This is a genomic window from Aeromonas sp. SE22, from assembly GCF_038739755.1.
GTDB lineage: Bacteria > Pseudomonadota > Gammaproteobacteria > Enterobacterales > Aeromonadaceae > Aeromonas > Aeromonas jandaei.
Map to the genome: position 1 here is coordinate 846795 of NZ_JBCGFD010000001.1, position 20523 is coordinate 867317.

Here is a 20523-nt window from a genome sequence, read left to right on the forward strand (position 1 = left end):
GTTATCAACCGCTTTAACGGAGTCAAAACCATGGACTGGTTTCACAACTTGCAAGTCAGAACAAAACTGGTGCTCTCATTTTCCGTTTTGATGGTGCTGCTGGTGACCTTGACCGTCACCAGCTACTACTCCACCAAAACGATGGCACTGCTTGTCAGAAGCATGCATGCCAACCAACTGGTGCCCATTCGGGATCTGGCCAACGCCAACATGCAGGCGATCTACATGAACCGTGCTCTATACCGCTACGTGCTGGAGACCAAGGAGGAGACCAGAAAGCTCAATGCAGGCAACATCCTGCGTTACGAGAGTCAGCTCAACAAACTGCTCGATGCCTATCGCAAAACCTATCTGACCCAACCTGAAATCGATGCGCTGGCGCGCTTTGACCAATCCTGGGTCACCTACAAGTCCTATGCCGATATCATCATGCGCACCGCGCAGTCGGACACCGGCGATAATGTCAACAACCAGAGAGCAACCCAGATCATGGCCGAACAAGGCCGCCCAGCCTTCGACAAGTCAGATGATCTGCTGACCGAGCTGGTCAATATCAATGACCGCCTAGCCACCCAGTCGTTAAAAGAGAGTGAAGATATCTATCAGGACAACCTGAGCCTGCTGATCCTCATCTCCTGCTCCGCCTTCGTTATCTGTCTGGTTCTGGCCATGCTGGTCACCCGCAGCATCCTGCGTCAGCTGGGTGGCGATCCCTCCTATACCGTGCAGGTGGTTTCCCGTGTCGCCGCCGGGGATCTCTCGACTCCGGTCAAGCTGCGCAGCGATGACAGCAGCAGCCTGCTCTTTGCCATCAAGAGCATGGCCCATCGCCTCTCCGATATTCTCAACGAGGTGGGTGCCATGTCGGAAGCCATCGGCTCGGCTTCTGAACAGGTCGCCGCCACCGCCAACTCGCTGTCGCAAACCTCCTCCGAACTGGCCTCCAGCGTCGAGCAGACCAGCGCCTCCGTCGAGGAGATGGCGGCCACCGTCAGCCAGAACGCTGACAATGCCAAGGTCACCGAGAACATCTCCACCAAGGCGGCCAGCAGTGCCACCGAAAGCGGCAAGGCGGTGGGCGAGATGGTTCACGCCATGAAGGAGATCGCCTCGCGCATCACCGTCATCAACGACATCGCCAACAAGACCGATCTGCTGGCCATCAACGCCGCCATTGAGGCGGCCCGCGCCGGTGAACACGGCAAGGGTTTTGCCACCGTGGCGGCCGAGGTGCGCAAACTGGCGGAGCGCTCGCAAAATGCCGCCAAGGAGATTGGCGAGCTGGCTGGCCGCTCGGTCAGCGTTGCCGAACAGGCTGGCACCCTGCTGCGGGAGATGCTGCCGGGGATCGATCAGACTGCCACTCTGGTGCAGGAGATCGCATCGGCCTCCCGTGAGCAGCGAGCCAGCGTCTCCCAGATCAATATTGCGGTGACCCAGATCAGTGATGGCATGCAGGCCTCTGCCGCCTCGGCCGAGGAGCTCAGTTCGACCTCGGAAGAGCTGAGCTCCACCGCTTTGCAGCTGCAAGAGCTGATGCAGCAATTCACCCTGCGCGGCGGCAACAACCGTCAGCCCACCCAGTTTCATGCTGCCGGTTACAGTGCCAGACCGGTTATCCCGAAAAAGAGCACACTGAGCCAGCACCTGCACCATGACGACGATCTGGAGCGGGAAGTAGACGATGGCAAGTTCAGCAACTATTAGGAGCAGCCCAATGCGCACAACACATGCCCCTGATACTGTCACCTCCCACTTCCACTGCGTGACCTTCATGCTGGGAGGGGAGCTCTACGGGGTCGATATCGGCTGCATCCGCGAGATCATCGAGTTCGAGGGGATGACGCCGGTGCCCATGATGCCGCGCTTTGTCAGGGGGATCATCAACCTGCGGGGCGCCGTGGTGCCGGTCATCGACCTCTCGATCCGCTTTGGCCGGGGGCAGACCCCGATCCAGCCCACCACCTGTGTCGCAATCCTTTCGCTGCCCAACAGCAATGGCGAAGAGCAGGAGATCGGCATGTTGCTCGACTCCGTCTGCGAGGTGCTGGAGATTGCCACCGACACCATAGAGCCGGCCCCGACCTTTGGCGCCCATATTCGCGGCGACTTCATCCAGGGGGTAGTCACCATCGCCCAGCAGTTCGCCATTCTGCTCGACATGCACAAGGCGCTCTCCATTGCCGAGCTGAGCGCCATGGCCGAGGCCACCACCAGCCAGCTCTTCAACAGCGAGCAAGGGGGCTATTAGTGGCGGCATCCCTCACCACCCCGGATCAGGGGCCGGTGCTCACCCAAAGAGAGTTCGAACTGTTCCGGCGCTTTATCTTCACCGCCGCCGGCATCGATCTCGCTCCCTGCAAGCGGGCGCTGGTGCAATCCCGCCTCGCCAAGCGGCTGCGGGCGCTCAATCTCACCAGCTACTACGGCTACTGGGAGCGGATCAACCAGCCACAGAATGTGCAGGAGCGACAGCTCGCCATCAACCTGCTCTCTACCAACGAAACCTATTTTTTCCGCGAGGCACAGCACTTCAGCTGGCTCAAACACCATGCCGAACAACTGTTCGCTAGTCGCCATCAACCACTGCGGGTCTGGTCTGCCGCCTGCTCCACCGGCGAGGAGGCCTACTCCGCCGCCATGGTGCTGGCCGAACAGCTCGGTATCAACGAGCGCTGGCGGATCTACGGCACCGACATCAACACCCGGGTGATCCCCTTTGCCCAACGTGCCATCTATGCCGTGGAGCGGGCCCAGCATGTCCCGCCCCACCTCTGGATGCGCTATTTCCAGCGCGGTCACGACGAATATGCGGGTAAGGTGCGGGTGAGACCCGAGCTGGCGAGAAAAGTGTCATTCTCCAACCTCAACCTGCTCACCTGTGGCAACTTTATCGAGCGGGAGTTCGACGTCATCTTTTTGCGCAATGTGCTTATCTACTTCAACGAAGAGACCAAAGGCCAGGTGCTCTCCCAATTGTGTGAGCTGCTCAGGCCCGGTGGTTATCTGCTGGTCGGCCATTCGGAGATCATCCGTCAGCAGGATCTGCCACTGGTGCAGGAGGCCCCTTCGCGCTATCGCTGCCAACCTCAGCTTTTCAAGGATGAAACATGACCATACGGGTATTGATCGTTGACGACTCGGCACTGGTGCGGGAAGTGCTGACCCAGATGCTGGGCAAGGCCGCCGATATCGAAGTGATGGGGGCGGCATTCGATCCCATCTTCGCCATGCAGCAGATGAAGAAGAGCTGGCCGGATGTGATCATTCTCGATATCGAAATGCCTCGCATGGATGGTCTCACCTTTCTGCGCAAGATCATGAGCGAACGCCCAACGCCGGTCATCATCTGCTCCTCACTGACCGAAGAGGGGGCCACCATTACCCTGGATGCCATGGCTGCCGGAGCCATCTCCATCATCACCAAGCCCGCGGTCGGCATCAAAAGCTTCCTGCAGCAATCGGCCAACGAGTTGATTCAGGAGATCCGTACCGCCGTCAACGCCAAGCTGCGCAACCTGCTGCCAGACCACCAGCAACCCGGTTTTACTCCCCCTCCCAAGCGCACCGCCGATGCCATGCTCTCGCCCCCGCCGGAGCGGGTCAAATTTCGCACTACCGACCGGATCATCGCCCTTGGCACCTCCACCGGCGGCACCCAGGCCCTTGAGTATCTGCTGACCAGACTGCCGGTCACCTGCCCGGGGCTCGCCATCGTGCAGCATATGCCGGGGCGCTTTACCGCCTCGTTTGCGGAGCGCTTGAACGGCCTTTCCAAGATCGAAGTCAAGGAGGCGGCCACCGGCGATCGCCTGCTGCCCGGGGTGGCGCTGATCGCCCCCGGTGGCAAACATCTGCTGATCCAGCGCAGCGGCACCCAATATCTGGCTGAGGTGAAAGAGGGCCCCCCCGTCTCTCGTCACTGTCCCTCGGTCGATGTGCTGTTTCGCTCGGTGGCGGTCAGTGCCGGTCATAACGCCCTTGGGGTCATCATGACCGGCATGGGGGATGATGGCGCCCGCGGTATGCGCGAATTGCATGACACCGGCGCTCGCACCATCGCGCAGGATGAGGCGAGCTGTGTGGTCTTTGGCATGCCCAAAGAGGCAATCGCCCATGGCGGGATCGATGAAGTGATGTCCCTTGCCCAGATAACCCAGACGCTTGGCCGTCCCGATTGAGAGGAACCACCATGTCCCTAGAACAATGGCAGGGCCGCAGCGCCCTGGTGGTCGATGACTCCCGTACCCAGCAGTATGAGGTGACCTGTCTGCTGCAAGATCTGGGCTTTGGCCAGATCCATCTCGCCTGCGATGGTCAGGATGCCCTCAACAAGCTGCAGCAACTGGAGCATGTCGATCTGCTGCTGACCGATCTCAACATGCCGGGAATGGATGGGGTCGAGCTCATCAGCCAGCTGGAGAAGCACACCGGCTATCAGATGTTTGTCGCCGTGATGAGCGCCGTGGATCGGGATGTACTGGATGTGATCCACTCCATCGCCGATGCCGGCACGCTGGAGGTGATCGGCGTACTGGCCAAACCGCTCAGAACCCAGGATCTGCGCAACATGCTGCAGCACTGCGATCCGCGGATCCATCGGGAAAACAACAAATGGATGCAGCTCACCTTCACCAGCGACGATGTCCGCCATGCTCTGGAGCAAGGCCAGCTGGTTCCCTTTTTGCAGCCCAAGATCAACATGAGCGATGCCAGCCTCTATGGCTTTGAGGCGCTGGTGCGCTGGCATCACCCCGAACATGGCACCCTGCCTCCGATCTGTTTCGTTCATCATCTGGAAGAGGGGTCGCTGGCACTCGATTTTTTCTACGCCTTCCTGCAAGCCACCTGCGAGGCACTCAACAAGCTCACTCTGCAGACCGGCCAGCTTAGCTGCTCCATCAACCTGCCGGTCTCGCTACTGACGACCGACAAGCTGGTGGAAACCATGGTGGAGGTCGTGCAGGGCCATCGCCTGCCCTGTCAGGCCATTATCATCGAAGTCACCGAGACCACCTTCATGTCCAACCTCGCCGTGTCGCTCGGTACCCTCGCCCGCCTGCGGCTGCGTGGCTTCGGTGTGGCAATGGACGATTACGGCACCGGCTACTCCTCGATGAAACAGCTGTCCCGCTGCCCGTTTACCGAAATCAAGATAGACAAGGAGTTTGTCCACGATGCCCATACCAGCCCCAAGAAGCTGGCCATCCTCACCTCCGCCATTGTGATGAGCCAAAAACTGGGGCTCAAAACCGTCGCTGAGGGAGTTGAGAGCGAAGAGGATTGGGATCAGCTGGCCTTGCTGGGGTGTGATTTGGCCCAGGGCTATTACATCAGTCGCCCGCTGCCGGTTGAACAGATTGCACACTGGTTCGGCGAATGGCAGGCAAAAAACGCTATTTATCCGGCAGACCAACCCTGATTGGGAAAATAACGTAAATTTAAGGTGTCGTGTAATTTCGGCATGGAATGCAAATACATCAGCATGAGGCTATATATGATAAATCTGATCCGTCTTGTATCGATAAAAATGCGGCTGATGCTCGCCTTTTTGCTCGTCAACCTGCTCCTGATCGGGGTGGGGTTTTACGGCAAGCAAAATACCTCGACCGTCAACGACATGTTGAATGACATGTATCTCAACATGTTGGTTCCGATACAGGAAATTGCCAACACCAATATGCAGGCTATTTATCACAACCGATCGCTGTTTGATTATGTGATTGAGCCAACCAAACCGGGTATGGATGCCATCTCCAGTAAAATGGATGGCTACGAGCAGAAGATGAACGAGCTGCTCAACAAATATCGCGCAACCGAGCTGACCGAACCGGAAAAAGTGGTGCTGGCCGATTTTGATCGCGCCTGGTCCCTCTACAAAGAGGCGGCAAAAAAAGCGATGGCCGCCAGCTACGCCAATGATAACGACGGCGCGGTCAAATTGATGAAGGGTGAAGCAGCTGCGACCTTTCAGGTCGCTGATGACCTGCTCAGCAAGCTGGTGGATATCAACCAGGGGCTGGCTAAACAAGCCTATGACGATAGCGACGTGATCGTTGCCGATATCTCCACTGCAACCTACACCATCATCACAATATCAGTCGCCCTCTCGGTAGTGCTTGGCTGGCTGCTTAGCCAGAGCATCAACCTGCCGCTTGGCAACATCATGGAAGAATTGAAACAATTGGCCGCCGGTTATCTCACTGGCAGTGATAATCGTGACGGGCAAGACGAGATCACCCAGATGCAGATCTCCATGGGCAACGCCCGCCGCAGCCTGCGCAACATCGTATCCACCATGCAGCAAGCCGCCGAAGGACTCACGGCCAGCTCCTCCCAGCTGGTTGCCGCAGCGCAGCAAGTCAACACCAGCTCCCAGCAACAGTCGCTGGCGACCGCCAATACAGCTGCATCGGTTGAAGAGCTGACCACCTCGGTCTCCCAGCTCTCCTCCTTTGCCAATCAGGCCAACAGCGTGGTCATGGAGTCCGGTGAAATCGCTCATGCCGGTGAGGAGCAGGTCAAGCGGGCGTCGCAGGAGGTGGTGCGCGTGACCAATGCGGTCAACGATTCCGCCAAACAGGTACAGGGATTGTTTGATGACATCACTCGCATCAGCCAGATCTCGGTGATGATCCAGGGGGTCGCCGATCAGACCAACCTGCTGGCGCTCAACGCGGCTATCGAGGCTGCCCGGGCTGGCGACATGGGCCGCGGCTTTGCGGTCGTTGCCGATGAGGTGCGTACGCTGGCAGCCCGCACCACGCAGGCCACCCAGGAGATCAACGAGATGCTCCAGTCAATCCAGCAGGGTGCAACCGGCGCGGTCAAGGGAATGAACGCCTGCTCCGACAGCATGGGCACGGTACGCGAGACTACCGACAACTCCAGCCACACCATGGCGCAGGTCGATCAGAGCTCCCGCAAGGTAGTGGGCCTTATTCAGGAGATCAGTTCCATGCTGCATGAGCAGGCGGCAGCCAGCCAGCTGATCGCCCAGTCGGTCGAGGAGATCACCCAGATGTCGCTGGAAAACGTCTCGGCCGCCGAGAGTGTCAACCACGATGCCTCCCAGCTGACCGACATCATCAAGCAGCTCGACGAGGGGATCCGCTTCTTCAAGGTGTAAAGCGGGATCAAAACAGGATCAGATGCAAACAAAGTGGCGGGCAATCCCGCCACTTTTTTATTTCAACTCCACGTTGGGCAACACCCCGTCTCGATTACCAGACACGCAGTCAAGCCATTTGCCAAACAACGGCGGCATCACTCTCCGGGGAAACTGAAATATAAACAGATGACGGGGTAACACTGTGAGGAAATAGAGGCAGATAAATGGAACTGAGAATGGCGGCGACAGCGCGCCGCTTTCAGCTGACCTGACGATATTGCTCGGTCAGGACAATACGAGGGGTCATCCGGTTATTCATCACCTTGATAACGCCAAAACGGGACAAGGTTTTGCTGGTTGTCAGTACAAAATCCTGAGTCAGGTTCATGCAAACACTCGCCTGGTCACCCGCTTCAATGACCATAAATTCCCCTCTGCCGTGGGGCGTATTCATCCAGACCAGATCGCCGCTTTGTGGCGATATAACCGGGTGCTGTTCACCAAAAAACCAGCTTTGTGGCATCAGGGGTTTATAAAAACGGCTCACTGCGATGGCATTAAGCACCAACTGAACCTGATGAGGAATACTCCACGCCAGTTCTGCCGCTTTATCCATCAATTGATAATAGAGCGCCGCATCATCGACACAAAAAGGCTGGGTGGTAAATGAACTGGGTACCAATTGCCGCCCTTTATATTCGGTGGCAAATAGCATGTTATCAGACAGGTCCAACATCAGACGGTCATTCTGGGCATCATAGTGCCATTGCCAGCTATCGGTCGGTTGGATAAGCATGCGGGAGCCCTTACTTGATAATTACCAGTTGACTTTATTCCATATGCAGGAAATCAGCAACGTCAAATAAAGGGCTCCCCAACTATTTCTTAAATATTGGTCACAATCTCTTTGACCAGACCCGGCCCTTTATAAATAAAACCGCTATAAATTTGTACCAGACTGGCTCCGGCAGCCAATTTTTCACGCGCCGCCATGGCACTATCAATACCACCGACCCCGATAATTGGCAGAGCCCCATCAAGCGCTTTGGCCAGATGACGGATCACCTCGGTGCTCTTGTGCTGCAGCGGACGACCACTCAGGCCACCTGCTTCACCGGCATGAGGCATGTCGTAAATCATCTCGCGCTCGAGGGTGGTATTGGTGGCGATAACCCCGTCGATACCATTCCGTACCAGCGAAGCGGCCACCTGATCTATTTCCTCGAAGCTCAAATCCGGCGCAATTTTTACCGCCAGCGGCACATATTTTTTATATTGGGCGGCCAGTTCCTGCTGGCGGGTTTTCAGCGCGGCGAGCAATTCATCGAGCGCCTCGCCATATTGCAGTGAACGCAAACCCGGGGTGTTGGGAGAAGAGATATTGACGGCGATATAACCGGCATGGTCATACACCTTGTCCATGCAGAAGAGGTAATCATCCTTACCCTGCTCGATGGGGGTATCTTTGTTTTTGCCGATATTGATGCCAATTACACCCTGATATTTGGCCTCTTTGACCCGCGCGACCAGATGATCAACCCCCTTGTTGTTGAATCCCATCCGGTTGATGATCCCCTCTGCCGGAATAACCCGGAACAGGCGCGGTTTGTCATTGCCACTTTGCGGTCTGGGGGTAACGGTACCTACCTCGATAAAGCCAAATCCCATGGCCCCCAATGCATCAATACACTCCCCATCTTTATCCAGACCGGCCGCCAACCCCACCGGATTGGCAAAAGAAAGCCCCATAACAGTGACGGGGCGTTTCGGCAAATTCTGGCGGAAGAAACAATCGAGTGGCGTACCGAGAAGGCGGGGCAAATATTTCATGGAGAGATCGTGAGCCTGTTCCGGATTGAGTTTGAACAGGAAATGCCTGGCGATGGGGTACAACATCTTTGCTCCTTAAAGAAAGCCCCGGCAACTGGCCGGGGCTTTGGGTGTTATGCCGCTGTTATGCTTTCAGGCAATTACAGTGATCGGCAATTCAACTGGAGCAGGTTCAACTCTCGCAAGGCCACCGAGAACTTGGCGAACTCGTGAGTGCTGGTGGTCTTGAAGTCGGCCAACATATGGGTCCAACGGGACAAGAGTTGTTCATGCTCCGAAATCCAGTCGGCCAGTATGGTAGCGCATTCTCCCTGATCTTTGCACCCTTCCAGTACCACGGAAGTGAGACTGCGCTGCTGCCAGTCCAGATCTTCGCGGAAGGAGGCCCGCGCCATCGCCTGCCAGTGGTTGCCCACCGGCTGATGGTTGATCTGGTCGAGGAACCAGTGCAGATCCAGCTTGGCGCCTAGGCGGTAGTAGACGTTGGCGGCGCGCAGGATGTCGGTCTTGTGCTCCGCGGCAATCTGGGCCAGATCCAGAGTCGAGAAGAGGCTGCTCATATGAGCGACCTGACGGGCGATGGCCTCCGGCACCTGTTTCTCCACCAGCTTCTGCACTGCCAGCTTGTGTTCGGCTACTTCGCTCTCATCCATGACCTCATAGAGGTGCTGGCTCAGGGTTTCGAAGGCCGGACGGAAGAAGGCGATGTTCTCGCTGATACTCCAGCTGCGATTGCGGGCGCGCAGGAACCAGCGGGTAGCGCGGCGCACAATGCGGCGGCTGTAGAACATCAACTCGAGCTGGGTCTCTGCCCCCACCAGGTTGTCGCACCCTTCGATGTCGCGCCACAGCCGATTCATGCCAAACACCTCGCGGGCCATGGCAAAGCAGCATGCCACTTCGGCAACCGAGGCTCCGGTCTCGTCCTTCATCCGGCTGGCGAAGTTGAGCCCCATGTCGTTGACCAGCATGTTGGCTACCCGGGTCGCAATGATCTCGCCACGCAGCGGATGCTGGGCCAGTGCCGTACCAAACTGCTGCTGCAGTTTGGGCGGGAAGCTGGTGACCAGCATGTTGGCGAGGAACGGCTCGTCGGTCACTTCCGGGCAGTTGAGCTGCTCTTTCAGTACCATCTTGCCATACGCCACCAGCACGGCCAGCTCGGGTCGGGTCAACCCCTGCCCTGCCGCCATCCGCTCGGAAAGCTCCTCATCGGATGGCAGGAACTCCAGCGCACGGTCGAGCTTGCCTTCCCGCTCCAGCCCCTGAATAAAGCGCTGCTGCTCTTTGAGTTGTTCAGAGCCGCGGAAGCTGGTGACCGAGATGGACTGGGACTGGCGATAGGCGTTGGTGATGACGATCTGCGCCACATCATCGGTCATCTCGTAGAGCATCTGGTTACGCTGCTTGAGAGTCATATCCCCGGCTGCCACCAACTGGTTCAGCAGGATCTTGATGTTCACCTCGTTGTCGGAGCAGTCCACCCCACCCACGTTGTCGGTAAAATCGGTATTGATGCGACCGCCCTGACTGGCGTACTCCACCCGGCCAAGCTGGGTAAAGCCGAGGTTGCCGCCTTCACCCACGATGCGGGCACGCAGATCGCGGCCATTGACCCGCAGTGCATCGTTGCTGCGATCACCGACCTCGGCGTCGCTCTCGCGGGCGCTCTTCACGTAGGTGCCGATACCGCCATTCCACAGCAGGTCGACATTCAGGCAAAGCAGTGCCTTGATCAGCTCGTTCGGCGCCATGTTGGCCTTGTCGGTACCGAGCAGGGTCTGCATCTCGGGGGTGAGCTTGATGGACTTGGCCGAGCGCAGGAAGATGCCGCCCCCTGCCGAGATCAGGCTCTTGTCGTAGTCATCCCAGGTCGAGGTCGGCAGCTCGAACAGACGCTTGCGTTCAACAAAGCTCTTTGCCGAATCCGGGTTGGGGTCGACGAAGATGTGCATGTGGTTGAACGCGCCAACCAGTCGGGTGTGCTCGGAGAGCAGCATGCCGTTGCCAAACACGTCGCCCGCCATGTCGCCGATCCCGACGCAGGTAAAATCGGTGGTCTGGCAGTTGATACCCAGCTCGCGGAAGTGGCGCTTGACCGACTCCCAGGCGCCGCGGGCGGTGATGCCCATCTTCTTGTGGTCATAACCGACCGAACCGCCGGAAGCGAACGCGTCACCCAGCCAATGGCCGTACTCCAGGCTGATTTCGTTGGCGATATCGGAGAAGGTGGCCGTCCCCTTGTCGGCGGCCACCACCAGGTAGTAGTCATCCTCGTCGTGACGCACCACATCCTTGGGCGGGATCACCTCGCCGGCGATGATGTTGTCGGTCACATCGAGCAGACCGCGGATAAACAGGCGATAGCAGGCCTTGCCCTCTTCCTGAATGACGGCGCGAGGGGCCCCCGCCGGCATCTGCTTGCAGTAGAAGCCGCCCTTGGCCCCCACCGGCACGATGACAGTGTTCTTCACCTGCTGGGCTTTGACCAGACCCAGTACTTCAGTGCGGAAGTCTTCTTTGCGATCGGACCAGCGCAGGCCACCACGGGCTACCTTGCCCCAGCGCAGGTGTACCCCCTCCACCCGCGGTGAGTAGACAAAGATTTCGAACTTGGGCAGCGGCAGCGGCATGTCGGTGATGCTGGACGGCGCCAGCTTGAAGGAGATGTAGGGCTTGATGTTGCCCGCCTTGTCCAGCTGGTAGTAGTTGGTGCGCAGGGTGGCGTCGATCATCTCCACGTAGCGGCGAATGATACGATCGTCATCGAGGTTGGCCACCTGATCCAGCTTGGCGGCAAGTTCCTCGTGCAGTCTGGCCCCGGTTTCCGCATGGCGGGGCATGGCCGGATTGAGACGCTGCTCGAACAGTCCAAACAGCAGGCCGGCGATATCGGGATAGCGGGTCAGGGTCTCTTCGATATAGGACTGGCTGAAGGAGACTCCAGTCTGGCGCATGTATTTGGCATAGGCGCGCAGCACCGAGACCTGGCGGCCAGTGAGACCTGCACCCAGCACCAGTCGGTTGAAGCCATCATCTTCCAGCTGCTTGTTCCAGATGGCAGCGAAGGCTTCCTGGAAGCGCTGCTGGCTCTGCTCCAGATCGAACGGCTGATCGCTGTGCAACAGCATGGAGAAATCGAGGATCCAGAACAGCTCGCCCGCCGGAGTACGCACCTGATAGGGGGTCTCGCCAATAACCCGCAGACCCATGTTCTCCAGCATCGGCAAGACGTCGGAGAGGTGGATAGGTTCGGTGCGGTGGAACAGCTTGAGGCGTACCCGGCGATCGTTCTCCTCTTCCTGAGCGCGGTAGAACAGCATGCCGAGTGGCTCGGCTTCACTCAGGTTATCGAGCGCCATGATGTCGGCCACGGCAGAGCCCGGCAGCACATCTTCCTTGTAAGCGCGGGGGAAGGCGGTGCTGAAACGACGGCGCAGTTCGTTGCCGCGCGCTTCGCCATAGTGGGAGAGCAGCACGGAGTCGAGTCTGTCGTCCCAGCTGCGGGCCGCTTCAATCAGGTTGTTCTGTACTTCGTTCACATCCACATCCACGTTGTTGTTGTTAACCCGCACTATGTAGTGAGTCCGTGCCAGCACGCCCTCGGTGAAGTAGACGTTGAACTCCACCTCTTCGCTGCTGCCGAAATACTGTTGCAGGATCTGCTGGGTCTTGATCCGCAGCGCGGTGTTGTAGCGCTCCTTGGTGACATAAACCATGCAGGAGAAGAAGCGACCATAGACATCGCGGCGCACGAACAGGCGCAGCATGTCCCGCTCCTGCATCTCCAGCACACCCAGACCGGTAGCCAGCAGCTCCTCTTCACGGGCCTGGATCAGCTCGTCACGGGGGTAGGTTTCCAGCACGTTCAGCAGCGCCTTGTAGGCGTGGGAGCCCTTCTCATGGCCGGAGGAGGCCATGATGCGCTCGAGACGGTGGCTGATGAGCGGGATCTGGGTTGCACTGGTGTTGTAGATGGAGGAGGCATACAGACCGATAAAGCGATCTTCCCCCACCACCTTGCCATGCTCGTCGAAGCGCTTGATGCCGATGTAATCCACATAGGCCGGGCGATGAACACGGGATTTGCTGTTGGATTTGGTGAGGATCAGCAGATCCTGACTTAGGGCGGCGTGACGGGCACTGGCCGGCATATTGCCAAGACGCTGTCCCTCATCCTTGATGGAGTTCTTCATCAGCCCGAGGCTGGAGTTCGCCTGCGGCAGGATCTCGTGATCCCCCTCCACCGCCTTGACGTCGTAGCGGCGATAGCCCATCAGGGTGAAGTTATGGGCCGCTACCCATTTGAGAAACGCGATGCAGGAGTTGACCTCCTCCTGACTCACCGGATGGTTGCGCTTTGGCAGCTCGTCGATAATTTCATTGAGCTTGGCCAGCATCGGCTGCCAGTCACCGACCGCCAGCGCAACTTCGCCAGCCACGGATTTTAGCTCGGCTGCCAGCGCTTCCATCTGCGCTTCGCTGGTAAGGTGATCGATTTCGATGAGAAAGGCGGTTTCGACCGATGTCTGCCCGTCGGTATTGTCGAGATCCAGAATGGCGCTGATCTTGCCCTCTGCGCCGCGGATCAGGTGCAGCGGCTGGTGCAGCATCATGTGGGCGGTGATATTGAGACGCTTGAGCGCCATCCGGATGGAGTCCACCAGGAAGGGGGAATCCTGCAGGATCACCTCGACGATAGTGTGGGGGGACTGCCAGCCATGGCGAGTCAGCTCGGGGTTGTAGACCCGGATATAGGGTTCGGTGCCGCTACGCTGATTGAGGGCATTCCAGAGGCTAAGCGCCGCGCCATAGAGATCGCTGTCGTTGCGATCATGCATGTCGGAGCTCGCCATGTTGCCGTAAAACTTGGCCACGAAGCATTCGACCAGAGAGGCACTCTTCTTGGGCAGTTTTTGATGGATCAGGCCGAGAACGTTTTCGAGCAGAACTGAGGTAGGGGCGTCTTTCAATGCCATTTTTATATTCCTTATCGGACGACATTAACCACCGACGCAGAGGCAACCACCCTGGTTACCCGCTGGTGCAGAGTTGTTGCGAAGTGTAATGGCTTGGATCAAGGAAGGCGAGAGAAGATGCTAACGAACTGTTAAAAACAAGGTACAGATCACGGCTTAAACTGTGAGATATTTTGCCAACAGGCAAAAAAACAGAAATTCCCACTGCCTTTGTGCCACTTTTCCGGATAGATAGTGAGCATAATCAGATAATCAGTCGGTAAACTGTTCGTTTTTTGTTAACTTATGCGTTCGAGGCTGATAAAGCGATAATCGTCCTGCGTTTTGAGGCGAAAATAGCCATGTACCCCGCTGATAGCGACAAAAGGCCGGATTTTATCGATGCCAAGCTCGATGGTCAGCCCCTGTTCACTGCGCACTACCAGCCGTCTGGCGTGCCCCTGATACATCAACATCACCTCGTCACTGCTCAGCGACAGCCGAAAGGTAAATTGCTTCACGTTTACTCCCGAAAAATGCCTTTTTTACTCCGCTGGCAAGCAGAGAGGGTCAAAAAACGGGGCAAAGGATGACACTCCCCTGCCCCGTCAATGTTACTACTGCAGCGCCTTGCTCACTTTTTCGAACAGATCCCGCGCCAACCCCTCAAGGTTGGCCAGGCGGGTCAGCTCGGTACGGATCAGCCCCTTGCGCCCCTCATCGAGCCGCTTGAACTGGATAAGCGGGGTGATGAGGCGGGAAGCGACCTGTGGGTTGACCTCGTTGAGCTCGATCAGCAGATCGGTCAGGAAGCGATAGCCGCGACCATCGATGGCGTGGAACTGCACCTGGTTGTTCATGGCAAAGCTGCCGACCAGTGCACGCAGACGGTTCGGGTTGCGAATGCTGAAGGTCGGGTGAGCCATCGCCTGCTGCACCTCGCTCAGCACATCTTCCGCCGGCTTGCTACCCACCAGACGCAGCCAGTTATCCAGCACCAGACCATCCCTGGCCCACTTGCCTTCGAAATCGGCAAGCAGCTCGGAGCGGCACGGCAACAGATAGCTGTTTGCTACCTGCAACGCCGCCAGAGTGTCGGTCATGTTGTCCGCAGCGGCATATTGTTGGCGCACCAGCAGGTCGGCACTGCCGGCATCGAGGGCCGCCAGATAGCCGAGCACCACGCTCTTGAGCGCGCGTTTGGCCATATCGGCATGCACCACCTGATAACCCGGCAGATGAAGGCTCTCGTAGGTCACCAGCAGCTGGTCGCCAAAGGCTTGCGCCAGCGAGGTGGTGATCTCGTTGCGCACCTGATGGATGGCATCGATATCCGCCACCTCAAACAGTTCGGCCAGGGTCGCCTCACCCGGCAGGGTCAGGATCTCCGCCTTGAGCGCCGGATCGAGTTCGGCATCTTCCAGAATGGCGATAAAGGCTGCCAGCAGGGTTTGGGAGAGCTCAACCCCCTGTCCATGCTGCACCCGGGCTACCCCGTCGATAACCGCCTTGTTGATCAGCATCTGCGCCGCATCCCAGCGGGCAAATTCGTTGCGGGCATGGCGCATCAGGAAGGCCAGCGCCTCATCGCTGTAATCAAAATGCAGCTTGACCGGCGCGGAGAAGTCCCGCAGCAGGGAGGGAACCGGCTTGACCGGCACCTGATCGAACACGAAGGTCTGCTCTGCTTCCAGCACGTCGAGCACGTTGCCGATAGCCTTGCCCTGATACTGCAGCGCAATAACGGTGCCCTGCTCGTTATAGAGTTCGATATCGAGCGGAATGTGCAGCGGCAGCTTTTGCGGTTGATCCTGAGTCGGCGGGGTGTGCTGGCTCACGTGCAGACGGTAAACACCGCTCGCGGCATCGTACTCGTCGGTCACGGTCAGCTCGGGGGTGCCGGACTGGCTGTACCAGCGGCGGAAACGGCCGAGATCAACCCCGGAGGCATCCTCCATTGCCTGCACGAAATCATCGCAGGTGGCCGCCGAGCCATCATGACGCTCGAAGTAGAGGCGCATACCCGCCTGGAAGGCGGTCTCACCCAGCAGAGTGTGCATCATGCGGATCACTTCCGACCCTTTCTCATAGACGGTCAGGGTGTAGAAGTTGTTCATCTCGATCACCACATCCGGACGGATGGGGTGCGCCATGGGACCCGCATCTTCGGCAAACTGCGGCCCGCGCATGGTGCGCACGTTGTCGATGCGGTTGACGCCACGAGAGCCCAGATCGGAGGAGAACTCCTGATCCCGGAACACCGTCAGCCCCTCTTTCAGACTGAGCTGGAACCAGTCGCGGCAAGTGACGCGATTGCCGGTCCAGTTATGGAAATATTCGTGACCGATCACCCGTTCGATATCGTTGTAGTCGTTGTCGGTGGCGGTCGCCGGGTTGGCCAGTACGAAACGGGAGTTGAAGATATTCAGCCCCTTGTTCTCCATGGCGCCCATGTTGAAGAAGTCCACCGCAACGATCATGTAGATGTCGAGATCATACTCGAGGCCAAAGCGCTGCTCGTCCCAGCGCATGGAGTTGATGAGGCTCTCCATGGCGAAACCGGCGCGATCCAGATTGCCTTTGTCGACGAAGATCTCGAGAGCCACCTTGCGACCGCTTTTGGTGACGTAATGGTTACGCTCCACGTCGAAATCACCGGCCACCAGGGCAAACAGGTAGCTGGGCTTGGGGAACGGATCCTGCCACTGAACGAAATGGCGGCCGTCGCCCAGATCGCCGCTATCTACCTTGTTGCCGTTGGAGAGCAGGAAGGGATATTTGGCTTTGTTGGCGGTGATGCGGGTGCTGTAGCGCGCCAGAATGTCGGGGCGATCCAGATAGTAGGTAATGCGGCGAAAGCCCTCCGCTTCACACTGGGTACAGTAGGCATCACCCGATTTGTAGAGCCCTTCCAGCGCAGTGTTGGCAGCCGGATCCAGCAGGGTGACGATGGTCAGCACGCACTCGGCGGGCAGATTGAAGATGGTCAGGGAGCTCTCGCCCTGCTCGTAATGTTCGCAGGGGATGCCATCGATGGCGATGCTCTCTGGCGTCAGTTGCTCACCATCCAGTACCAGCGGCGCATTGTGCTCGCCGTTACGGCGGATGCGGGTAATGGCGGTGACCCGGGTCTGTGGCTCCTGCAGCTGGAAATCGAGGTCGATGGTGTCGATCCAGTAGAGCGGTGCCTGATAGTCCTGACGATATTTGGCCGTCATGGCCTGGGAGTGATCGTTCATTATTGTCTGCTTCCACGCTTGTTAAAGGCGAGAAAGAGGCTGTCACAACCAACTGGCAGGGTCAAACAATTTGCAGCAGACAAAAAGAAAGGGCGACTTGCGTCGCCCTTGCTCGTTATCTCAGTCAGATCAGCTGCGTTTGCCGGTCTTGGCCAGATCTGCCGTAATATTGGCCGCTTCGACCAGATATTCATCAGGAGCCTCAAAATCGGCAGACAGTTCATCCAGGCTCTTCACCGGTGGTTTGCCAAGGCGAGCCAGTCGCTCATTGGTACGCTTGAGCGCTTTCTCATCCTGCTTGGCCTGCTCTGCCAGACGTACCGCTTCATTGAGGGAGACTGACTTCTTGTCTTTCTCCTCCTTGTAGTCGGCAATGTCCTGCATCACGTAGGCAAACTCGGGATCCTTGGCGTTGCGGGCATCGTGGGCCGACTTCAGCTTGGGCAGCAGGCTGGCAAAGTTGCCGAGCTTGTCATACTTGGCCGACGCGATCTTGTCCCAAGGCAGAGCATTGAACTCGCGGCTCTCACCCGTCTCTTCCGGTGCAACCGGTGTCGGGAAGCTGATATCCGGTGCAACCCCCTTGTTCTGGGTACTGCCACCGTTGATCCGGTAGAACTTGGCGATGGTGTACTGCACGTGACCCAGCGGCTGCTCGTAGAAGTCGTAGACCTTGGCGAGGCTGCGATGCTGCTGCACCGTCCCCTTGCCGAACGAGTTTTCACCCAAGATCAGGGCACGGCCGTAATCCTGCATGGCTGCCGCAAAGATCTCGGAAGCCGACGCGCTGTAACGGTCGATCAGCACAGTCATGGGGCCGCCGTAATAGACGTTGCCATCATCGTCGCCGTTGACCGTGATACGACCCATGTGATCACGGATCTGAACCACCGGGCCACTGCCGAAGAAGAGGCCGCTCAGGGCAGACGCTTCGGTCAGGGCTCCACCACCGTTACCGCGCAGATCGATGATCAGACCGTCGATCTTCTGCTTGTTGAGGGTGGAGAGCTCCTTGATCACGTCATCATGCAGATTGACGTAGAAGCTCGGGATCTCGATGACACCGATCTTCTTGCCTTCAGCCGTGATCACCTTGGACTTGGCCGCGCGATCTTCGAGGCGCACCTTGTCGCGGGTCAGATCGATCAGCTCGGTCTTGGCGGTAGCCCCCTTGCCACGCTGGATCTCCAGCTTGACCTTGCTCCCCTTGGGCCCCTTGATGAGCTCGACCACGTCATCAAGACGCCAGCCGATGACATCGACAATCTTGCCATCGTCCTGCCCTACCCCGGTGATCTTGTCATCGGGCTTGAGGCGGTTGGACTTGGCAGCCGGGCCGCCGGGAACCAGCGAGCGAATGACGGTGAAATCATCCTCTGCCTGCAACACGGCACCAATCCCCTCGAGTGAGAGGTTCATCTCGGTATTGAAACGATCGGCACTGCGCGGAGAGAGATAACTGGTGTGCGGTTCGATGGCACGAGCAAAGGAGTTCATGAAGAGTTGGAACACATCCTCGCTCTCGGTCTGGGACATCCGCTTGATGGCGTTGTTGTAACGCTTGCCAAGCAGCTCCTTGATCTCGGGCCACTCCTTGCCGCTGAGCTTGAGGCTCAGGGCATCGAACTTGACCCGCTGACGCCACAACTCATTGAGTTCAGCCTCATCTTTTGGCCAAGCCGCCCCTTCCCGATCAAACACATAGTTGTCGTTCTGGGTGAAATCAAAAGGAGTATCGAGCAGTTTGAGGGCGTATTCGTACCGCTCATAACGTCGCTGCTGACTCAGGTTGAACATCTCGTAGGCGGGCGCCAGACGGCCTCTTTCAAGGTCGGTGTCAAAACCGTTACGGTACTTTTCAAAACGGCTGATATCAGAGGCCAAAAACAGATTGCGGCTGTAATCCAGGTTCTCCAGATACTTGTCGAAAATCACGGAGGAGAAGGCATCATCCAGCTTGAACTGTTTGTAGTGCGAGCGGGTAAACAGATTGGTAATTCGCTTGCTGGCTGTAGCATGTTGGCTCTCTTGAGCCAACACAGGCAAATCACTCTCCTTGAGCACCGGCTCGATGGCCTGTGCAAGCCCGACAAACGCCAGGCTACAGGCAACGAGGGAAAAACGAATTACGCCATGCTTCAACATTTGTCTCCTTAGAGAACCAAGTGCTCTGATTTGACCCGCAGCATCATGCCGGTCTGCAGTTGGACCTGTACATCATCTTTGGTCACTTCCTTGATGGTGGCCGCAACCGGGGATTTACCCATAACAACGCGCACACCCTGACCCACTTTCAGCGTAGCGGCATCCACTTTTACCAGCGGAGCTTCAGCGACCGGTGCTTTCTCCTGCGCTTTCGGCTTGGCAGCTACATCAGCTTTTTCGGTTTTGCGGGGAGCAGGACGACGCGGCTTCTTGGCCTTTTCATCCTTCTCTTTGGTATTGGTGCGACGGCTGGCAAAGACGCGCTCTTTGCTCTCTTTCAGAGCCTGCTTGGCGTGCTCGATGTGCTCTTCGGTCAGCAGTTCGCCCGGGTTACCATCCAGATCAACGCGAGCCTGACCGGCTTTGAGGCCATGCAGGTAGCGCCAGCTGGAGGTGTATTGACGCAGTGCGGAGCGCAGCATGGTCTTGGAGACTCTGGCATCGTCAGCAAGACGCTCGGCCAAATCCTGGAAGATGCCAATCTTGAGCGGCTTGGCCTCTCCTTCAGCAACGAAGCAGGCCGGGAATTTCTCGACCAGGTAGGCAACGATCTCTTTACTGTTCTTCAGCTTCTCAGTGTTTTCCATGTATAACCTTGGCTTTCAATAAACGCACGGGCACTTCCCGAGCACAACAAAGGCCCCATTATAGAGAGCTTGGGGCCTTTTGCGAACCATCTAGCAATGACTTAAAGCATGCTTTCCAAAATTTGCACCGTTTCTTCAAGACCAATCCGGTCTTCCTGGTCGAAACGGTTAAAAATCGGACTGTCGATATCCAGCACCCCGATGATCTCGTGACCCCGGCGCAGCGGAATCACAATTTCAGCGTTGCTGGCACCGTCGCAGGCAATATGACCCTCGAACTGGTGTACATCATCCACCAACTGGGTCTTGCCCTGGGCAACAGCCGTACCGCAGACACCACGGCCAACCGGGATCCGGACACAGGCAGGCTTGCCCTGGAAGGGCCCCAGCACTAGGGTATCCCCTTGCAACAGATAAAAACCGACCCAGTTGATACCAGTCAACTCCTGATTGAGCAAGGCGGAGAGGTTGGCGAGTTTGGCGATCAGATCTGGCTCCCCTTCCAGCAGCGCCTGCGCTTGCCGGTTGAGGATACGATAAAAGGCGTTCTTGTCACTCATGATTAAATGCACTTCACTCCCTGTAGACTGAAG

At 57.7% G+C, this 20523-nt stretch carries 14 protein-coding genes; 6 read left to right on the plus strand and 8 right to left on the minus strand.

What is annotated here, in order from left to right; genetic code table 11:
• Nucleotides 1–30 precede the first annotated feature (30 nt).
• The 6 genes from AAHA39_RS03670 to AAHA39_RS03695 all read left to right on the plus strand — a co-directional run bounded on the left by AAHA39_RS03670 (nucleotide 31) and on the right by AAHA39_RS03695 (nucleotide 7129).
• Nucleotides 31–1707: a methyl-accepting chemotaxis protein gene (locus tag AAHA39_RS03670; RefSeq protein ID WP_320654763.1), complete on the plus strand. Its 1677-nt coding sequence runs from the start codon at nucleotides 31–33 to the stop codon at nucleotides 1705–1707.
• A gap of 10 nt (nucleotides 1708–1717) precedes the next feature.
• Complete coding sequence (locus AAHA39_RS03675; protein WP_033113544.1) at nucleotides 1718–2251, plus strand: chemotaxis protein CheW; 534 nt, start codon at nucleotides 1718–1720, stop codon at nucleotides 2249–2251.
• Nucleotides 2251–3114 (plus strand): CheR family methyltransferase, encoded by an 864-nt coding sequence (locus tag AAHA39_RS03680; protein WP_209298540.1) that lies wholly within the window; start codon nucleotides 2251–2253, stop codon nucleotides 3112–3114. Before AAHA39_RS03675 ends, AAHA39_RS03680 begins: the two co-directional genes overlap by 1 nt.
• On the plus strand, nucleotides 3111–4181 hold the full coding sequence (locus AAHA39_RS03685; protein WP_104014820.1) for a protein-glutamate methylesterase/protein-glutamine glutaminase: 1071 nt from the start codon (nucleotides 3111–3113) through the stop codon (nucleotides 4179–4181). Before AAHA39_RS03680 ends, AAHA39_RS03685 begins: the two co-directional genes overlap by 4 nt.
• Nucleotides 4182–4192: 11 nt before the next feature.
• Nucleotides 4193–5422: an EAL domain-containing response regulator gene (locus AAHA39_RS03690; protein ID WP_320654755.1), complete on the plus strand. Its 1230-nt coding sequence runs from the start codon at nucleotides 4193–4195 to the stop codon at nucleotides 5420–5422.
• A 75-nt stretch (nucleotides 5423–5497) separates the two neighbouring features.
• On the plus strand, nucleotides 5498–7129 hold the full coding sequence (locus AAHA39_RS03695) for a methyl-accepting chemotaxis protein (RefSeq protein ID WP_320654753.1): 1632 nt from the start codon (nucleotides 5498–5500) through the stop codon (nucleotides 7127–7129).
• Nucleotides 7130–7370: 241 nt separating this feature from the next.
• Here AAHA39_RS03695 and AAHA39_RS03700 read toward each other — a convergent pair whose 3' ends face one another.
• The 8 genes from AAHA39_RS03700 to AAHA39_RS03735 all read right to left on the minus strand — a co-directional run bounded on the left by AAHA39_RS03700 (nucleotide 7371) and on the right by AAHA39_RS03735 (nucleotide 20490).
• On the minus strand, nucleotides 7371–7907 hold the full coding sequence (locus AAHA39_RS03700; protein ID WP_201959368.1) for a cell division protein ZapC: 537 nt from the start codon (nucleotides 7905–7907) through the stop codon (nucleotides 7371–7373).
• A gap of 89 nt (nucleotides 7908–7996) precedes the next feature.
• On the minus strand, nucleotides 7997–9007 hold the full coding sequence (gene pyrD / locus AAHA39_RS03705; protein ID WP_033113539.1) for a quinone-dependent dihydroorotate dehydrogenase: 1011 nt from the start codon (nucleotides 9005–9007) through the stop codon (nucleotides 7997–7999).
• A 74-nt stretch (nucleotides 9008–9081) separates the two neighbouring features.
• Nucleotides 9082–13920, minus strand: a complete 4839-nt coding sequence (locus tag AAHA39_RS03710; RefSeq protein WP_320654749.1) for an NAD-glutamate dehydrogenase — start codon at nucleotides 13918–13920, stop codon at nucleotides 9082–9084.
• 278 nt (nucleotides 13921–14198) lie between these two features.
• Nucleotides 14199–14420, minus strand: coding sequence for a DUF2835 domain-containing protein (locus tag AAHA39_RS03715; protein WP_041207791.1), 222 nt, complete (start codon nucleotides 14418–14420; stop codon nucleotides 14199–14201).
• Between the two features lie 96 nt (nucleotides 14421–14516).
• Entirely contained in the window at nucleotides 14517–17138 is a 2622-nt protein-coding gene (gene pepN, locus AAHA39_RS03720; protein WP_320654745.1) for an aminopeptidase N, read from the minus strand.
• 129 nt (nucleotides 17139–17267) lie between these two features.
• Complete coding sequence (gene prc / locus AAHA39_RS03725; RefSeq protein ID WP_320654743.1) at nucleotides 17268–19283, minus strand: carboxy terminal-processing peptidase; 2016 nt, start codon at nucleotides 19281–19283, stop codon at nucleotides 17268–17270.
• An 8-nt stretch (nucleotides 19284–19291) separates the two neighbouring features.
• Nucleotides 19292–19930, minus strand: a complete 639-nt coding sequence (proQ, locus tag AAHA39_RS03730) for an RNA chaperone ProQ (protein WP_033113534.1) — start codon at nucleotides 19928–19930, stop codon at nucleotides 19292–19294.
• Nucleotides 19931–20031: 101 nt separating this feature from the next.
• Nucleotides 20032–20490: a GAF domain-containing protein gene (locus AAHA39_RS03735; protein ID WP_320654740.1), complete on the minus strand. Its 459-nt coding sequence runs from the start codon at nucleotides 20488–20490 to the stop codon at nucleotides 20032–20034.
• Nucleotides 20491–20523: the final 33 nt, after the last annotated feature.